This window comes from Pedobacter sp. KBW06 (genome assembly GCF_003852525.1).
Lineage (GTDB): Bacteria > Bacteroidota > Bacteroidia > Sphingobacteriales > Sphingobacteriaceae > Pedobacter.
This window is the reverse complement of the sequence record NZ_QAJL01000001.1, coordinates 340,658-358,972: the sequence shown is the minus strand read 5'-3', so window position 1 is coordinate 358,972 and position 18,315 is coordinate 340,658. Positions and strand designations below refer to the sequence as shown.

Sequence of the window (18,315 nt, the reverse complement as noted above, 5' to 3'; positions counted from 1 at the left end):
TGGACTCACTGTGGACTTACTGTGGACTTGTCTCGACGTCATATCGGACCAGATGTATGCGGAAATCGAAGTTTAACACACCGGGAGAAGGGCATTGTCGGAAAGGATGTTTAACAGAAATCAGATGATTTTTTGATTAAATCAATGTACTTGTTATTTGATATTTTATCTCCTTATGGTTAATTTAATTGGTGATTTATGACGGAATTCAGACAATGTGGCTTTAAACCAGGGACTTAGTAGTAGAAGAATTTTTTGCTTCCTGGAATTTTGATTTCGGTGTTTCCCGGGGTAAAGATGTCCATTTTGAGGATTTGCTTAAACGGGTAGGTGAAATTGAGGTATTTGTCTTCAGGTGGAGTCTTGTCGTCCTCGCATGTTCCATACGTGTAAGCGACGTTTACTTTCCTGGTAGAGAAATTGATGTCATACTGGAAGTCCCATTCGCAGGTGTCAAAATCATTGTAGGTGGAGCCGATCAGGTAAAAGTCTCCATTCTGATAGCGGAAGATGTTTTTGTATTTATGGGAATGTCTGGAGTTGGAATTGAAGGTTTGAGTAATGATCAGGGTATTGTTTTTGATGTTCATGTTCAGATCCGGAACTTCATCGAAGATGCGGCCGTAACGTTGGTACTCCCAGATCACAGAGTGGTTCTCTTTCCATAGTTTAACTTTCCCGTTTTGTTTTTTACAGATGTAAAGCACCCTGAAGAATCCATCTTCCCCACTTTTGCGGGTAGTGTTGTAAATGTAAACCAATTCATTGATGCCATCCTTGTCCAGGTCTCCTTCTGCTTGCATTACCTGTTTAAAGCCGGCAGGAGGGCGGAAGTCTTTAAGCTCCTGTCCATATCCTTTTAAACAAAAAAATAGCAGGCAGATGAATATGTTTTTCATAAGTGTTTACTGTTTTTTTATGGTAATGAAGCGATCATGATCTTTTTGTCATTTCGTGATGTGATCTGTAAGATCATGATGGTTTCATGGGATGGTTTTATTTTTCCTTCCACAAACATAACACCTCCTGCTATCATTATGCAAAAGATTTATTGATTGCCCTTATTTACTGAGGTAATTCTGGCGATCGTTCTTTCCAGGAAGCTCCGGAAATGGCTTCCATAAAAGAAATGATGGCATCTCTTTCCATTTTGCTGAGCATCAAACCACGGAGCAGTTTATCATTTTTAGGATACAGCGGATCATTTTCCTGTCCGGGTCTGCGCTTTTGATGTGGCATTCCCGCATTGTACATGTTCATCACTCCTTCCATATTGTCGAACAGTCCGTTGTGAAACCAGGGACCTGTGCGCATCACGTTGCGCAATCCCGGGGTTCTGAACTTACCGACATCTTCCGGTTTTTTACTGATGTTATACAAGCCGAGGTCTTCGTATTTCCGACCGTAATAGGTCAGGCCTAAATTGTGAAAGTCCCCATCCGTAAACAGGGGACCATTATGGCAATTGACACAACGCGCTTTTGTACGGAACAAATGCAAGCCCAGGATTTGCTGATCAGACATTCTTTTTTTATTTCCCTCCAGAAAATAGTCAAAATCTGATTTTCTGCTGACGATTGTTCTTTGGTAAGTGGCAAGGGCAGAAAGGATCCGCTCCTCCGTTACTTTTTTGTCTCCAAAAGCAGCGCTGAACAAAGGCTGGTAACCTTTGATCTTATTTAGTTTTGAAGGCAGCTTTTTTAAATCCTGGTGCATCTCTATCGGATTGGTAATTGGATTTGCGGCCTGATCTTCCAATCCTGTTGCACGGCCATCCCAAAAAAGCTTATCGAAGGCCCATACATTTTCCAGTGTAGGCGTATTCCGCTTCCCTGCGGCATGATCATGACCGATTGCGACCTCACGGCCATCTGTCCAGTTTAAGTCCGATGCGTGGCAGCTGGAGCAGGAAATCTGATTGGAGCCGGAAAGACGTGGATCAAAGAATAATGTTTTCCCCAATGCGATGATGCCTTTCAGTTTTCCCTTTTGTCCTTCCAGCGGGGAAGGGGGCAATACGCCCAGTTCTACAAAGTTCACCCCCGAATCTACGTTTGGTTTTGGCCATTGATCCGGAGATTTGGAATAGACCTTACGGAGCGAGTCAATTGGAATTTCATCGTCAGGAAGAAATTCATAGGAGCGGAAGGAAAGAAATAATAAAATACACAACAACCCGCTAAGGGTGGAAAATGCCTTTTTCATGGGCTAAAAATAAAGATTTAAGGAAAGATTCATAGAGAAACGCTGCTCTCCGGGTAAAAAATTGCTGGGATATTCAATCTCCGGTTTATCCAGTGCTTTGCTGAAACCTGCATTTAAAGTGATTCCGGTTCTGAAATCTTTGCTTAAGGTTTGATTAATGTATTGAAGCTTAAGGTCAAGCCTTCCCGAAGTAATTTTTCGGAAGGCGTAGTCCGGATAGGTGATGGTGGTTGTAAATTCCGTTACCTGTGTAGAAGCGACATTGGCAATGGTTTGCAAAGGAAGGATCAGTGATGGGGAAACTATGGCAGAGAACCTGTATTTTCCGGGATTCGCCTGATAGTATCCGGCTTTTAATCCCGGCTGCAGGTAACTGTATTCGAACAAATGGCTGGTGACCGCATCTTTTTTAAAGGCAGAGCGGTACCGGGCATGTAATCCCCATTCAAAAGAGTGATTTCCTTTACTTTTCATATTGGAAAACGATAAATAAGCCATTTGGCTTTTAGCAGTGTAATTCTTAGCCGCAAGGGCTTCCAGGTAATCTTCACCGATGAGGGTACTGTAAGCTGCCTCTATTTGTTGAAGCTGATGACCTCTTTGTTTGGTTAAGAGCAGTTGTCCTTCCAGCTGATCACTTTGGTAAGTGCTAAATACCTGATTTTTTAAGGAAGACTCTAAGGATCTTCCGTTGGCATCCTCAGACACTTTGTAGTCCAGGTTCAGCAACGTGTTCCAGGAATCAAGCGTTGTTGCCAAATGAATTCCCAATCCTTTGTACTGTTTTCTGCGTGAAAAATTGTCATACATCTTTCGGGTATAACCATAACCATAATTAAGGTAAGTAATTCGGTCAGGATAAGCAACTCCATTAGAATAGTCTTTGTTTTTGTATTTGAGAGCTGTATTTTCAACGCCATAGCCCCACAGCCCGCTTAATCCGAGATGAAAATGTTTATTTATCCAGGTCAATTCGGGTTTGGCAATAAAATCGAACCAGTTGAGTGATATTCTGGGGTCAATCGAACGGTCAGCAAGATAATAGATGTAATTGAAGCCGGAGGAAAGGTAGATTTTATCCCGGATCAATTCATAACTGATGATTCCATTGGCATGATACTTTTGTCGCTGGACCTCACTTTCTTTTTCCGCAAAGTAATAGAAAGGCTGATCATCGATTTCCTCTCCTCTTAATGAATTTCCCAGTCCATGATCTTTAATTCTGGAATAGGTAAAATCCCCATAAAGTTTTAACCGGCCAAGTTTTCTAATTCCATCCGAGCTGAACTGAATGTTGGAATTGCTGGCAGGCATCTGTGCGTTTTTCAGATTGCCCGATGTATAGTCGTAGATCAATGATACTTTTCCGATCTGATTTTCGGTGTTTTTCAGCAGGAGGGTTGCATTTTGCTTGCTGAATTCAAGGTGCCGCTGTCGCTGTTCATAGAAAAACACACTGTCTGCCGACTTAGTTTCCTGAGAAAATAAGTCGGCAGACAGTAGGGATAATATAATTAATAATTGTGCTCTCATTATTATTTAAAAGCCATTTTACTTGGATCGGCCATGGTTAATGATTCAAAATCCAATGAAGAGTTATTCGAATCTTTAAGGATTCTTCTGCCATTTACAGTTTTACTTGTTTTTCTGATTACAGATTGAGAACTGTATGGTCCACCTGCAGTAAAAGTGAAACCTGCATCAATGGTTGCCGGAAGTCTGTGTGGAACACGTTTGGTTTCTAAAGTATAAGCAATCTCTACTCCATCGGTCAGGATTGATGTTGGCATCTGAATATATTGTGAAGTGGTGCTGGTTATTGTTTTTACATCCGGTGTCGGGAATTTAGGGAAGCTGTTAAGGTTCGCTGTTGTTTTAAACAATACAATCGCTTCTCTTCCATTGTTGTCTAAGATAAAATCTCTGTCTGAAATACGGTGTACGACATCTAAATTAGGAACCAAAGGGTTATCAATATCAGATGCAAGACGGTTGACACCGGCCAGGTCACCATAGTAAACTTCAAAGTCAGCTTTGCTTAAATCTACAGTTAGCTCTGGATTTTTGACACTGATGGCTTTTCCGTTGGCATCTGTATAAGGTACCTTATGGTTCAGGGCATTTTGTGCAACAATGATACTCGCTCCGGGTTGTACAGGATATTGTTTCCCATTTCCAGGGATTCTTACTGCGGTAGTCAGGTATACATAATCGGTATTTGCTTTTGCATTATTCATGTTTAGTGCATCTGTCCAGTTGTACTGCCCGGAAGGTAAAAACCAGGATCTGCTGATGTCAGAATTGGTATTTCCAACGCCAACTACCAGTCCGATATATAGACTATCTGCATACATCACCTCGTTTGAGTTGTTGTAGATTTCCAAAAATTGATCTCTGAATATTGCGCCGTTTATGTTGTGCGAGCCACCGTAATAAATTTGTTTTAGCAACCAATCGCCAAGGCGGCCGGTTTTGAGGACCAGTTCTAAGTTGCCTGTGGTTTTATTAAGGAATTGATTCAGGTTGGCATTAAATACCACGTCTTCCTGTGTAAGTGAACCTGATGCGATGCTGTAATCGGCTGCGCTGATGGTTAGGCTCGAAACTACGGTATAGTTTCCGGGAATAATGCTGTCGAATTTAACATTTCCACTGGCATCTGTTTTTGCCTTGTTGGAAAGGCCATTGGTTTGATTGGTAATGGTTACTTCCGTATTTACAGGAGAAAGTCCCAACGCAGCGGCCTGCTCATCGAATTTTACATGGAAGGAAATGGAGATGGCTTCGGCTTCAGGATTGTCTTTTTTGCAGGCGCTGAGCAACGCTATGGATAGGAAAAGAATAGAAAGTAATTGTTTTTTTTTCATTTTATTGATTTTAAAATTTAACAGAAAGTTCTGCGCCTACACTTACCGGGTAAGTATAGTTCGTTACCGTATTTGTTCTTGGGTTATAATATCTGTTTCTTATATTAAATACGTTATTAGCACTTAGCGACATTTTTATGTTCTTGCCTATTTCTTTAGCGACAGACATGCTTAGATTGGAATAAACGAATGGTTGTCTTGTCGCGGACTCTGCTTTTGAGTTCAGTGCCAGGTAATTATAGTCTGTATTGTTGTTGTAAAAGACCGGTATTTCATGCCTTACCATTTTTTTGTCGAGCCATGCGATTGGAAGGTAGCTATCGTTTAATATTCTTTGGTAGCTCTGCCAGAAAATATCCGCCCGAAGGTTCACCACAAAACCTAATTTTGGAATGTGTGTGGTGGTTGATAGTTTGCTCGTGATCGTGTAGTTGTCTGTTTCTTTTCCTTTATAGACCCCAAACCAAGCTTTATAGTTGTCATTAGTGTAGTTCTCGTTTGCTTTTTGAGTGTATTCCAGTGCTGATTTTGAGCTCGAATAGCCGAAGGAATTGCTAAGGTTAAAACTGGTTTGAATTGCAGGTATCTTTTTGGTACTAATGATCCATTCTATCCCAAAATTATTGCTGCTCAGGTCATTGACAGAACTACTGTAGCTGGTTATCCAATCTTTCTGCTTTCCATTTGGGAAATAGTCCGGACGCTGTCCCTGATGGTAAACATAAGTGTATTCATCTGTTGTATAGATTTTGTAATTGTTCCGGTTAGTAAAGCCATCTTTGTTTTGTTTGTAATAGCTGGTTAGTGAGGTATTGAAGAAGTTATCCTTGTAAGTCAGGCCAAATTCAAGCTGACTGGATCTGCCGGGTTTTAGCTTACTGTTGTCCGGAACGATTTTGTCTGTGTAAACCAGGAACAGACTTTCAATATCGTATCCCGTATAGGAGTTGTGTACCGGAATGTCAAAATAAACCGGGGCAGGGTACCTGAGGGAAAGGCCGGGTGATTTGGTTGATAAGCCGAATGCTGCATTGATACCAAAATTTTTCGCAAGGTCGTAATTCATGTTTACTCTGGGCTGTAAGGTTCCTATGTTATTTTGTATGTCGTACCGTAGTCCTGCATTTACATTCATCGGCCTTTTTAGAAAGTCAAATTGAAAGCCGTCTTGTAAATAAATGCTGTAATTGAATACCGCAGGAAGAGATTCGTAGTCATACGGCCTTTCATTTTGATATTTTTGGTTTGCCCAACGGGGAGTGGTGGGGTCTACAATAACACCTTGCCCATTGTTTGCGGAATAATAAACGTTTGCACCCAAACTTAGCCGGTGAACGAGGTTGCCAGTGTTAAATTCATTATTTAAGCTGATGTTTCCATTCAGATTTTTAGGATTGCCTTTTACATGATCTACAGCTACATAATTCCCCGGAATAAAATACCCCTGATATAAACCTATGGTGTCTTTATCAGCGATTGCTTTTGGTGCACCATTCAGGTATTGTTGGTCATAGGTTTCCTGAAAAGCCGAACTGTACCCGGCGCTGAAATCTAAAGATTTGACCAGAGGCCCATTAATTTGGATGGAAGTTCTGTTAGATATCGACAAATTTCTTGTTTTTGCATAAGTCATGTAGTCCTGTCCTACATCAGGGTCTTTTTTAACATTGTCAAGACGGGTGTTGTAATCGATTGAAAATGTATTTTTTATCGCTTTGGACAGCTTTGTGGTCCACATTAAACCGGTACTGATTCTTTTATAGGATTTTAGGGGGTCACTGGGGTCCTGTTCGCTGAGCAGATAGTTTAGTGACAGGTTTAATGCGCCGGACTTTCCGGGTAGTTGAAAGCCTTTTGATAAAGAAAAATTGGTTGTTGAAGCATTGATTCTGGAAGTAAACTGATAATTTGTTCTCCCTGCTTTCCGGTTGATGATTACTGCGCCATCAGTTAAGTCTCCATATTTTGCCGGGGCAACTCCGGAAATGACTTCGATGCTTTCAATATTATCTGCAGGAATTTCCCGGATGTCAATGCCTGAAAATGGAACATCAAAGCCTCCATAGTTTTTGCTCGTAATTCCCGAACCGGCCATGCCATATTTTCCAACATTTAAGTTTTGCATGTTGGCATTATTTGATTGCTGGATATCATCCAGAATAATGGCAACGCCCATGGAATTGTTCAGGCTATGCAGGCCTGAAGCCTGGCCCCTTAAAGTAATGCTCAGTGGCTTCTGAAGATCGGGAGGCGTAATCGTTTTACCCGGCAGGTTATTGAGGATGTCTGCCAGACTAAATGCCTGGATTTGTTCTATGGCTTGTCTTCCAAACAAAATCGAAGAATTGGATGAAAGGATTTTTCTTTCTTCGGTGATCTGGACTTCTTCCAGTTTCAGTGTTAAATTTTGGAGGATGATATTGAGCTCCTTTGAGAAATTGGCGAGCAGAATTGTCGTGTCTTTGCCGGCCTTTCCTACCATTGCAATGGAAAGAGAAAGGGTTTTCAACTCGCCCGGATTGAGGTTAAAATTGAATTTCCCCTCCTGATCTGTGTACGTAACCCGATCTGCTTCTTTTAGCTTCACAGTTACAAAATCTAATGGTTTGTTCTGCTCGTCCCTAACCGAACCGCGTATGTTTACCGATGACTTTTGTGCATAGCTATGCAGACTAAGCATGCATAATGCTATGATTGGTACGTGTTTGTAAAGTAATTTCAATTTAGACTGATTCTAATCCCTGCTGCAAAAGTGTAGATTTTACACTAGCTATGCAAGTTATTTAGAATAATTCTATCTAATAAACGGCTTTGTAATAAAAATGAGATAAAGGGGGGATCTCTGTCCCTTACTTGAATGTCCGGAGAGAAGAAGAAGGGGAGTGGTTGACAAAACTTGTTTTTATAAAAGAAAAAACCGGCAATTTTCATTTGAAAATTGCCGGTTGAGTATATTGATTGCCTCGATTTTATTCGCGTGTCAAATCCTTATCGTGGATTTTGTGTGATTTTTGGATTGGCATTGATTTCTTCCACCGGAATAGGCATCAGGAATTTGTTATCGCCAGGAGCCATGTTTACTTTGTGCCAATGAGAAGTGCTGGTTCTTTTCAAGGTCTCTTTTCTCCTCAGGATATCAAAGATTCTAAAACCTTCACCATAAAGCTCTTTTCTTCTTTCGATCTGAATTTCGCTTTTTAAGGCGTCACCTGTGTTCGTGGAGATTACAGCTCCCGGGATCGAACGACGCTGTACTTCAAATAAAGCCGCTTGAGCAGGTCCTGAGTTTCCTAGTTCCGCTTCTGCTTCCGCTTCATTTAAAAACATTTCAGCAGAACGCATTAATACTACTGAAGCGTCGAACCCATCTTTAAAGTAAAATTTGTTCATTAGAAAACCACCTGCATCTTCTACTTCCTCATCACGAAGTAAGGGATCATCGTAGCCAGCATCTGAGATTAGAAATTGTTGCTTACGAATATCATCAGCACCAAATAGGGCATGAAAATTTATATCCGCTCTAAAAGTACTATAGCCAATATCATAAGGTTCGTGGAATGAAGCCGCACCCACAAAGCCAGGATTATTATCTGCAGTATATTCCATATCCCAGATCCACTCTCCTGAAGCTTTATAGAAACCATTCAGTAATGTAGCATTATCATCTAAAGGGTGACCTGTTCTTGCAAGTTTTGCAAATTTGCTGGCTTCCACCCATTTGTCGCCCATGCTTAAATATACTCTTGATAAAAGACCCTGAACTGCCGGTAAGGTCAGCCTGGATATTTTTGTTAGGGAAGCGGACATATTTTGTTCAGCAAAATTCAGATCTGCAAGGATAAAGTCATAGATGTCTTTAACTGATGCTCTTGCAAGTGTTTCTGAATCTGCGTTAAGAGGTAACTCAGATTTTGGTACCCCCGGTGCAGTCGGATCAAGCGTGTACGGCTTTCCATAGCATCTGATCAGGTTAAAATAAGTACTGCCTCTTATTGCTCTGGCCTCTGCAAGATATTTCTTTTTATCGGCATCAGTAAGTGGGGCCAAAGGAATTTTTTGGATAGCCTGGTTACAATTTGCGATCAACTGATAACCAGCTTCCCAGAATGCCTGCTGAATACTCGTAGGAATTTCAGCATAGCTATATGCCTGAGCAAACCTTCCATAGTTACCAGATTCTCTGACAAAGATGTCTTCCCCTTTGATATCTGCCTGCAAAAGCATGGCATTCATATACCTGCCTGAAGCGTGCAGGTTATACAAACCCACCATAGCAGCTTCAACTTTTCCAGGACTTGTAAAAGCATCGTTTGCGTCAATTGCGGTTGTTGGTGTTGGACTGAGGTCGCTCTTTTTACATCCGTTAAATATTGTTGCGGATACCATCAGTAATCCGAACATGTAAATTGTTATATATCTGTTTTTCATTTTTCTAAGACTAAAATCCAATATTAAGACCAAAAGAGAATGTTTTTACATTTGGAATCTCATTTCCAGCAACTCCATCAAAATCAAACTCCGGATCTACTCCTTTGTGTTTGGCCCAGGTTAATACATTTTCACCCATCACATATACCCTTGCATTTTGAAGGATTCCGGTTTTGTTCATCAGGCTTTTAGGTAAGGTATAACCTAAGGAGACAGTTTTTAACCTTGCGTAGGTATTGTCAAATAAATAGCGTGTTGATCGGTTGGAGCTAAAGGTGTTATTGGAGATGACGAATCGTGGCATGTTGGTGTTGTCTCCAGGGTTTTTCCAGGCATTCAACGCATCTCTCGATAGTTGTTTTCCAGGGCTTGTACCATCTCCGGTTAAAGTCTGGTAGTTGTTATCGAGGATTTTTCCTCCAAGACTGAAATAAACCATAAATCCAAGATCGAAGTCTTTATAGGTGAATCTGTTGTTGAATGCGCCGGTCAGTTTCGGGAAGGCAGAGCCTTGCTCATAATTGGTTGCATCAGTGTAAACATTGGTTTTCACCTTAGTGGTTACCCCGTTGGCATCAGTCTGATCTTTGTACCATAATGCCCTTCCGTCTGCAGGATCTACACCAGCATATTCCTGAATGAAATAACGGTAAAGATCGCCGCCAATTCTGTATCTTTTTGAGCCGACAACAACTTCATTCTGACTTAGTTTGGTGATTTCATTCGTGTTCCTTGCAAAGTTTACTCCGACATTCCAGTTAAAGTCTTTTGTTGTTACCGCATCCGCGCTAAGGCTTACCTCTATACCTTTGTTATTCATAGAAGCAAGGTTGGTATTAATGTCTTTAAAACCTGTTACCATGGATAATGGTTTAGCAAACAGTAAACCATCTGAAGCGCGCTTGTAGTAAACGACCTCTCCGTTGATGCGGTTAAATAAGCGAAACTCCAAACCAAAATCTGTATTGGTGTTTTTCTCCCATTGCAATTTCGCGTTTCCTAATTGACTGTAGGAGGTTCCACCTGCACCTGCATAATTAAATCCAAGTTCATATAAATCTAAAGAAGCATATCTGGATAATTCTGTGTTTGTAGAGATGAATTTATCATTTCCAACTGTTCCATAATTAAATCTCAGTTTCAGTTCAGTCAACCAATCTACATCCTGTAAAAATGACTCCTGTTTCAATCTCCATGCAGCGCCCACAGACCAGAAAGTACCCCATTTACTGTCAATTCCAAAAACAGATGAGGCATCTCTTCTTATACTTGAAGAAAGAAAGTATTTATTGTCATAAGCATAGGTAAGTCGGGAGAAATATCCTGAACTACGGTAATCTGTCTGATAAGAATCTGCACCAGCTGCTTTAGAAGAAGATCTGAGTTCAGATACTCCCGGAAAAGGAAAGCCTGTTCCTACAGCGTTTACCATGTCATAATTTGTTTTTGATGCTTCCTGACCTGCAAGAAATCCAAAAACGTGAGCTCCGATTGTTTTGTTGTAGTTTAATGTATTGGTAATGGTCAAACTTAAATTTCTTGCAGCAAAGCGTGATGCCCTTCCACCAACTGCAACACCATCACCATGTTCCATGTTATAAAATAACAACTCACGATTTGAGAGGTAATCTACAGTGAACATAGATTTAAACTTGAAGTCTTTAAGGAAAGAAATTTCTGCAAAGGCTGAAGAAATTACCCTGGCAGTTTGTGTCGAGAATTTATCATTTTCACTTAAAAAAACAGGGTTGTAATCTTTGAACATCTTATTGTCAAAGCTATAAACTGGGTTTCCCTTTACATCGTACTTAATTGAGCCATCAGCGTTTCTCGCATATAATGGATAAACATTTGATACATTGTTTGTGAATCCTAAGAGACTGGATCCGTTGGTACCTCCGGAAGGCGCTAGTTGATCTGTATAGGATAGCGTATTGTACATTCCCAGGGTTAGGAAATCTGTAGCTTTGTTTTCCAAATTTAACTTAGCTGAATAACGTTTAAAGGAAGAAGCCAAAGCAATACCTTCCTGATCGAAGTATCCTCCTGATGCATAAAATTTAGTGGTTTCAGTTCCTCCGCTAAAGCTCACATTGTAATCTTTGTTTTTACCGGTGCGTAATACTGCATCTCTCCAGTCGGTATCATAGTTAAGTGCGGCACCACTACTCAATACACCTTGAGCAGAATAAGGATTTGCAGTATTGTATGGATTTACGCCCAGAATTCTAATGGTTTCTTTATTGGCATTTGTTGTGGCCAGCGCTGGAGCCTGTCCTGCATCAATGTATTTTTTGTAGTTGGCATCCCAATAAACACCAAAATATTCTGAAGCATTTAACAGCTCATGTTGTTTTACCGCAAGATCGGAGAATCCAAACGTTGCACCAGCCTGAATTTTAGTCTTGCCAGCTTTACCTTTTTTGGTAGTAATAATCACCACCCCATTTGCAGCTTTTGCTCCATATAGGGCTGCCGATGCCGCATCCTTCAGTACGTTGACAGACTCAATGTCTTCTGAATTTAAGGAAGATAAAACGTTGGTACTTTGATTATTCGAAATACTCAGCATACTGATGTCGTCTTGAGTATTCATTGGAACCCCATCAATTACATACAAAGGTGAAGCATTAGAGTTGATGGATGCCACCCCTCTGACCCTTACCTGAGCGGCTGATCCCGGTTGTCCTGAATTACTTTTAACCACCAGGCCAGGAATTGTACCCTGTAGTGCTTTATCTACCGAAGTTACCGGCCTGTCTCTAAGTTCTGCAGCTTTTACAGTACCTACGGAACCAGTAAAAGATTCCTTGGTGGTGGTACCGTAAGCAATAACGATGACTTCTCCGAGTTCTGTTGCATTGGCTTGTAGCACCGCGTTAACTACATTTTCTGAGGAAATGGCTATTGATTGAGCGGTGTATCCTATGTAAGAAAACTCCAGTGAAGTGGCCCCCTGAGGAACACTTAGTGAATATTTTCCTTGTGAGTTGGTTTGAGATCCACCCACTCCGCCTTTGATGCGTACACTGACTCCTGGCAGCGGTTTGCCATCTGATTGATCTGTAACTGTACCTGTAATTGTCCGGTTTTGCGCAACCGTTGTTCCAGCAATGAGCATGAAAACAAACAAGCTTAGTAAGATTTTTTTCATAAAAATAAGGTTAGTTAATAATATTGCAATGTAAAAATAATTTTACTTTTTTTAAACGAAACGGTGTTATTCTGATAAGAATACCAGTTTCCGGGTATAAATGACAGTTTTTTGGGTAAATTGGGTTGGTTATCAGTTTATTAGGCTCCTGATTGTCTGTTTAGGTATATTTTTGTTTGGGACCTACGGAACGTTTTATCTCTATACGATTACACCATTATTGATATTCGGCAGATGAAATCCATATTCTATGCCTGATTGAAGGGAGGGACCAAAATGAATTGCTAAATTTGCGGAATAAAAATAACCCCAATGATTTCCAAGCAAAAGCACCGTTTCTTTTTAAGTCTGTTTTTTTTTATTTCAGGTTTTAGCTTTGCCACCTGGGCATCGAGAATTCCGACAATAAAGACAACATTCGATTTTAATGAGGCGGAGCTGGGGAGCATCTTACTGGCACTTCCTGTGGGATCGTTGCTGGGGCTTCCCATTTCAGGCTGGTTGATTTCCAGATTCAATAGTAAGGTCCCGTTGGCGGGGGGATATGCATTGAATGCTTTTTCCCTGGCATTGATTGGCTTTGCACAAAATATCTATAGCCTTGTTGCGGCGGTGGTTATGTTCGCTTTTACCACGCGGATCTTTAACATTTCTGTGAACACGCAGGCCCTGACTTTACAGAAGCAATTTGAAAAGAAAATTATTGGCTCTTTTCATGGGTACTGGAGTATTGGAGGAATCGCGGGGATCTTGCTCTCTACCTTATTGCTGAGCTTAAACGTATCTATTCACCTCCATTTTTCTATTGTTGCCTGCATTATGCTGTTGGTAACGCTATATTCTTATCAGTTCCTGCTTGGTGGTGATCGTTCAAAAACAGGAAATAAACTGATTCTGAGCAAACCGGATCCTTATATTTTTTACCTGGGAATTGTTGTTTTTCTATGCGCAATTTGCGAAGGAGGGATGTTCGACTGGAGTGGGATCTATTTTCAGGAGATCATTAAGGTGGAGATCTTTACTTATGGCTACCTGGTCTTTATGACTTTTATGGCAGCTTCCAGATTTCTGTCGGACTTTATTATTGGTAGATTTGGAATGCCAAAAACCTATATTATGAGTGCGGCATTTATCATTTCCGGAATTAGTCTTGCCATTATTTTTCCTACTTTCTGGACGGCCATGGCTGGTTTTTCTTTGGTAGGCTTTGGTACTGCTTCTATCATTCCCATGTCTTATGCACTGGCGGGAGCTTCGAAAAAATACTCTCCCGGAATGGCCATCTCTATAATTGCCACTTATTCCATTACAGGAATGTTATTAGGGCCGCCATTGATCGGCTACCTCGCACACGCCTTTAACTTAAGGGTCTCTTTTATCATTTTTGCATTGTGTGGACTGTTGCTGATTCCAATCACGAGGTTGTTTTTTAACCATCAAAAGCTGACGGATCAGGTTAACAACTAATGGACTTAAATTTCATGTCTGATGGTATACGAGCAAGGCCGGAGAAGAAATCTCCGGCCTTGTTTATATTTTAGATTAGCGTTGATACGCGGTTATTTTAACTGTTTGCCACCTTATCTGCCGCTGACTTCACATCCGCTGCCAAATCTTTAGCTTTGGACTTGGTTTCCTCAACCACTTCATCTTTCAGGTCTTCTGCCTCTTTGGCTTTAGACTTTACTTTATCCACTACTTCTTCTTTCAGCTCAGACAATTCCTGGCCATTTGTCCGGAGTTTATTCTTCACCGTTTGCAATTTATCTTTCGCATTATCGGAAAGGTCTTTTGCCTTATCCGAAATCCTGGTCCTGATGTCAGCTCCTCTTTCAGGTGCAAACAGCACACCGATAACAGCGCCCACTGCAAGTCCGGTTAAAAGCGCCACTACAGGCAAAGTTGAATCCGATTTCTGAGTCGTTAAAGAAGAGATTGCTTTTCGAAAATTATTGTATTTCATAAGGTTATGTTTTTTGTAGATCACATATAATCGGGGAGTTACCCTTTGGTATAGCAACACCTGGTTTTTCAAAGTGTTTGAAAAAAAATGAATTAGCTCAAAGAATGGGATGGAGAGCAGCGGCTTGCTCTATTTGTAATTAATCTAAATTAGTCTATATTTGCCGCTCAAAACCTCCATACATGAAGCTTAAACCTTTACTTTTATTTACTGCACTTTTTGTGCTCTTTTTACCCTGGAATCTATTTGCCCAGACTGGCAAAGCAACAATTACAGGAACAGTAACAGATTCATTAAATCAATATATCCCTTTTTCTAACATCAGCATTAAGAAACTGAGTCTTAAAACCAGCTCAGATAAGAACGGTAAGTTTAGCTTTACGGGGATTCCGGCGGGAAATTATATCCTGACGATCTCGATCACCGGGTACGAAAAGCAACAAAAAGAAGTGTCGGTTCCGGCAGGGGGAAGTACAGAGCTTCAGATCGTGCTGAAGGAACAACCTGCGGATTTGTCGGAGGTGATCGTTTCTGCCAGCAGAAGGGCAGAATCTTTGTCGCAGACCCCATCTTCCGTAACGATCCTGACGGCAAAAGACATCAGTACACAATCCATCATCAGCCCTAATCTTGCAAATATCCTGTCCTACAGCGTTCCGGGACTTGGAATGGCTACTAATCAAACCGGAAATTCCGGACAAACCCTGCGTGGTAGAAATGTACTTGTCCTGATCGATGGAATTCCTCAGTCTACGCCATTAAGGGCAGGAGGAAGAGATATCCGAAGCATTGATCCTTCTGTGATTGAACGCGTGGAAGTCATCAAAGGAGCGACGGCCATTTATGGAAATGGTGCAGAAGGCGGATTGATCAATTATATCACTAAAAAAGGCAATTCAGGAAAGACATTTGGCGGGTATTCACAAATCGGCCTCACCGGTAATACAAAAGGCGATAGTACCATTGGCTACCGGGCAACGCAGCAGTTCTATGGTAAACTGAAGAAGTTCGATTATATCGTTAGCGGTATGTATGAAAAAACAGGGGTATACCGGGATGCCAAAGCATTGGTGATCTCGCCGGAGTACGGTCTTGGAGAAACCAAGTCTTACAATGGTTATGCAAAACTGGGCTACGACATTTCTGAAAAACAACGCCTGGACCTGATGTACAACTATTTCAGTTCCAGACAGGATTCCCGTTATGTAACGAAGGCAGGCGTTTATGGAAGTTCACCGGCTATTGGTGTCCGGGGGATCAGACCAGGTGTGGATGAAGGAACCCGTTTTAACCACAATGCAAACCTTCAATATACCAATCAGAAAATAGTGGGGAATACAGACCTTACGGCAAACGTGTATTATCAGGATTTTTATACCATCTATTCCAATAGTGCCTCCTTTTTGGGCGGCGGACAATCGGCCCTTTTATCTACAAAAAAGGGAGCACGTTTAAACTTAAACACCCCTTTTACGCTTTCTCCTTCAGTGTTGATGCAGGTGAATTATGGCCTGGACCTGTTGAATGATAAAACGGCACAGAACCTGGTAGATGGCCGGGAATGGGTCCCAAAAATGAACATGCTCAACCTGGCACCTTATGTTCAGGCCACAGCTAATATCCTCAGAGATCTGACCATAAAAGCAGGTTTAAGGTCCGAAAATATGGACATTAAGGTGAATGATTTTACCACACTGGCCGGGCCAAACGGAACGGGAAACATCGCGGTAAAAGGCGGAACTTTAAATTATAATGCTTTTGTATTTAATGCAGGAGCAAGGTATTCTGCCTGGAAAGTGTTCAATCCTTTTGTAAGTTATGCCCAGTCTTTTTCTGTATTTGAAGTGGGAAGGGTCCTTAGGGTGGCCACGAGTAATACTTTGTCCCAACTGGAAACAAAACCGATCATCGTAAATAACTATGAGGCAGGTTTCAGCAGTACATTAGGGAAATTAAACTTAAGCGCTGCGTATTATTTAAGTACTTCCAAATTAGGTGCAAACCTGCTGGAAGTAGATGGAAGGTACATTTCCCAAAGAATCCCGGAAAGGGTGTATGGGTTTGAAATTCAGGCAGAGTATCCAATCGTCGATGGTTTACTGATCGGTGGTAACTATGCAAAAGTGGAAGGTAAAGGAGATGTGGACGACGATGGTAAATTTGACGGGCCTACAGATGTTTACCTGAATACCACCCGGATTCCTCCTTCTAAAACAACGGCTTACCTGAGGTATTCAGGAGTTAAGGGCTTGAGTGTCGACCTGAACTGGATGCATGTGGGCAGCAGGGACCGCTTCAAACGCAATGAAAAAACAGGAAAGTATTTAATTGGCGAAGGTCCGGTAAAAGCGTACGATTTGTTTAATTTTGCAGCGGCATATAAAGTAAATCAGGCTTTGAGCCTAAACCTTGGAATTGAAAACTTATTGAACAAAAGCTATTACCCAAGTATATCTCAGTTCTACGGAAGTGACATCAACTATGTAAGAGGCAATGGACGAAGATTTAATCTTTCTGTGGGATACGCCTTTTAATGAAAAGAATGAAGCAATTTAAAAATGCAATAAGGCAGATACACCTCTGGCTCGGTTTAGCTACCGGGCTGGTGGTTTTTATCATCAGTGTGACGGGATGTCTGTATGTTTTCGAAGAAGAGATCAGAGATTTAACGCAAAAGGAATATAAATATGTTCCGGTTCAGCAGAAGCCATTTGTTGGACTCGATCAGGTGATCAGGAACTTCGAACAGCTGGCACCCAAAGAAAAGATTACCCTGATCAGGATGACGGAGTCTGAGCCCAATGCCACAGTTGCAGTCAGCAGTAAGAAAAAAAAAGTTTATTATTTTAACCCCTATGATGGTCAGCTGGTTAATAAAGGAGGGGCCGACTGGCTGAGTGTGGTACTGGATTTACACCGAACCCTGCTTTTAGGAGAGGTTGGAGAAGTGATTCAACGGTGGTCTGTGGTGATTTTTGTGCTTATGTTGCTGACAGGCCTGGTGCTATGGTTTCCAAATCAGATGCGTTTGCTAAAGCAATCGCTTTCTATCAAATGGAAGGCTTCCTTTAAAAGAGTCAATTACGATCTTCATAACGTACTGGGTTTTTATGCCTCCGGAATTTTGATCGTAGTCTCCTTATCAGGGTTGTATTTTGCTTTTAAAGAGGTGAAAACAGGGGTCAGCTTTTTTACAGGAACCAAACTAAGCGAGGGGAAGAAAGAGAAAAATGTGCTGCAAAAGGAAAATCATGAACCGCTTGCCAGCCGCTATAACCAGATATACCAGTCTATATTGCTTCAGTATCCGGGCGTAACTTCTTCCTCGATATCGGTGAGGAAAAACGGAGAACTCCGGTTGAGAACCATGTATCCTTACCGCTGGGCAAGAAATCAGAATTCTTTCTTTTTTGATGAGGCCAGCGGACAATTGCTGCGTTCCAAGTTGTACAAGGATTTTAATAGAGCCGATTTCTATGAGGCCACGAATTATGACCTGCATACGGGGCAACTCTTCGGATGGTTTGGTAAAATTGTTGCTTTTTTTGCCAGCTTAATCTCTGCAAGCCTGCCGGTTACCGGATTTGTCATTTGGTGGAAAAAGAGAAAAAAGAAAAAGAAACCGAGTGTTTCCAGGGTTCGATATGACCTAAGTACGACGAATCTCTCTGTTTAATTTTCCTAAATTTGCCTGGTGT

The 18,315-nt window shown here is 41.3% G+C and carries 11 protein-coding genes; 3 read left to right on the top strand and 8 right to left on the bottom strand.

Translation table 11 applies throughout. The annotated features are described in order from the left end of the window. Positions 1–236: 236 nt before the first annotated feature. The 7 genes from DBR43_RS01400 to DBR43_RS01370 all read right to left on the bottom strand — a co-directional run bounded on the left by DBR43_RS01400 (position 237) and on the right by DBR43_RS01370 (position 12,654). A complete protein-coding gene (locus DBR43_RS01400) occupies positions 237–899 on the bottom strand; it encodes a hypothetical protein (RefSeq protein WP_124577205.1) in 663 nt (220 codons plus the stop codon). A 166-nt stretch (positions 900–1,065) separates the two neighbouring features. After that, a complete protein-coding gene (locus DBR43_RS01395) occupies positions 1,066–2,205 on the bottom strand; it encodes a cytochrome-c peroxidase (protein WP_124577203.1) in 1,140 nt (379 codons plus the stop codon). 3 nt (positions 2,206–2,208) lie between these two features. Continuing rightward, a complete protein-coding gene (locus DBR43_RS01390; protein ID WP_124577202.1) occupies positions 2,209–3,738 on the bottom strand; it encodes a DUF6850 family outer membrane beta-barrel protein in 1,530 nt (509 codons plus the stop codon). A gap of 2 nt (positions 3,739–3,740) precedes the next feature. Next, positions 3,741–5,072, bottom strand: a complete 1,332-nt coding sequence (locus DBR43_RS01385) for a DUF4876 domain-containing protein (RefSeq protein ID WP_124577200.1) — start codon at positions 5,070–5,072, stop codon at positions 3,741–3,743. Positions 5,073–5,082: 10 nt separating this feature from the next. After that, positions 5,083–7,752, bottom strand: a complete 2,670-nt coding sequence (locus DBR43_RS01380) for a TonB-dependent receptor domain-containing protein (protein WP_124577198.1) — start codon at positions 7,750–7,752, stop codon at positions 5,083–5,085. A gap of 308 nt (positions 7,753–8,060) precedes the next feature. After that, positions 8,061–9,500, bottom strand: coding sequence for a RagB/SusD family nutrient uptake outer membrane protein (locus DBR43_RS01375; RefSeq protein WP_124577196.1), 1,440 nt, complete (start codon positions 9,498–9,500; stop codon positions 8,061–8,063). A gap of 10 nt (positions 9,501–9,510) precedes the next feature. Continuing rightward, positions 9,511–12,654, bottom strand: a complete 3,144-nt coding sequence (locus DBR43_RS01370) for a SusC/RagA family TonB-linked outer membrane protein (protein WP_124577194.1) — start codon at positions 12,652–12,654, stop codon at positions 9,511–9,513. A gap of 312 nt (positions 12,655–12,966) precedes the next feature. Here DBR43_RS01370 and DBR43_RS01365 point away from each other — a divergent pair, with 312 nt between their 5' ends. Continuing rightward, a complete protein-coding gene (locus DBR43_RS01365; protein ID WP_124577192.1) occupies positions 12,967–14,121 on the top strand; it encodes an MFS transporter in 1,155 nt (384 codons plus the stop codon). A gap of 97 nt (positions 14,122–14,218) precedes the next feature. Here the strand turns inward: DBR43_RS01365 and DBR43_RS01360 are convergent, their stop codons facing one another. Beyond that, positions 14,219–14,617 carry a YtxH domain-containing protein gene (locus DBR43_RS01360; protein ID WP_124577190.1) on the bottom strand — a complete coding sequence of 133 codons (399 nt, stop codon included), beginning with the start codon at positions 14,615–14,617 and terminating at the stop codon, positions 14,219–14,221. A gap of 182 nt (positions 14,618–14,799) precedes the next feature. Here DBR43_RS01360 and DBR43_RS01355 point away from each other — a divergent pair, with 182 nt between their 5' ends. Next, positions 14,800–17,151 carry a TonB-dependent receptor gene (locus tag DBR43_RS01355; RefSeq protein ID WP_124577188.1) on the top strand — a complete coding sequence of 784 codons (2,352 nt, stop codon included), beginning with the start codon at positions 14,800–14,802 and terminating at the stop codon, positions 17,149–17,151. 8 nt (positions 17,152–17,159) lie between these two features. Continuing rightward, complete coding sequence (locus tag DBR43_RS01350) at positions 17,160–18,293, top strand: PepSY-associated TM helix domain-containing protein (RefSeq protein WP_124577187.1); 1,134 nt, start codon at positions 17,160–17,162, stop codon at positions 18,291–18,293. Positions 18,294–18,315 lie beyond the last annotated feature (22 nt).

Coding starts and splice junctions, on each gene's coding strand:
- DBR43_RS01400 (WP_124577205.1), bottom strand. CDS start 899: ATGAAAAACATATTCATCTGCCTGCTATTTTTTTGTTTAAAAGGATAT.
- DBR43_RS01395 (WP_124577203.1), bottom strand. CDS start 2,205: ATGAAAAAGGCATTTTCCACCCTTAGCGGGTTGTTGTGTATTTTATTA.
- DBR43_RS01390 (WP_124577202.1), bottom strand. CDS start 3,738: ATGAGAGCACAATTATTAATTATATTATCCCTACTGTCTGCCGACTTA.
- DBR43_RS01385 (WP_124577200.1), bottom strand. CDS start 5,072: ATGAAAAAAAAACAATTACTTTCTATTCTTTTCCTATCCATAGCGTTG.
- DBR43_RS01380 (WP_124577198.1), bottom strand. CDS start 7,752: ATGCTTAGTCTGCATAGCTATGCACAAAAGTCATCGGTAAACATACGC.
- DBR43_RS01375 (WP_124577196.1), bottom strand. CDS start 9,500: ATGAAAAACAGATATATAACAATTTACATGTTCGGATTACTGATGGTA.
- DBR43_RS01370 (WP_124577194.1), bottom strand. CDS start 12,654: ATGAAAAAAATCTTACTAAGCTTGTTTGTTTTCATGCTCATTGCTGGA.
- DBR43_RS01365 (WP_124577192.1), top strand. CDS start 12,967: ATGATTTCCAAGCAAAAGCACCGTTTCTTTTTAAGTCTGTTTTTTTTT.
- DBR43_RS01360 (WP_124577190.1), bottom strand. CDS start 14,617: ATGAAATACAATAATTTTCGAAAAGCAATCTCTTCTTTAACGACTCAG.
- DBR43_RS01355 (WP_124577188.1), top strand. CDS start 14,800: ATGAAGCTTAAACCTTTACTTTTATTTACTGCACTTTTTGTGCTCTTT.
- DBR43_RS01350 (WP_124577187.1), top strand. CDS start 17,160: ATGAAGCAATTTAAAAATGCAATAAGGCAGATACACCTCTGGCTCGGT.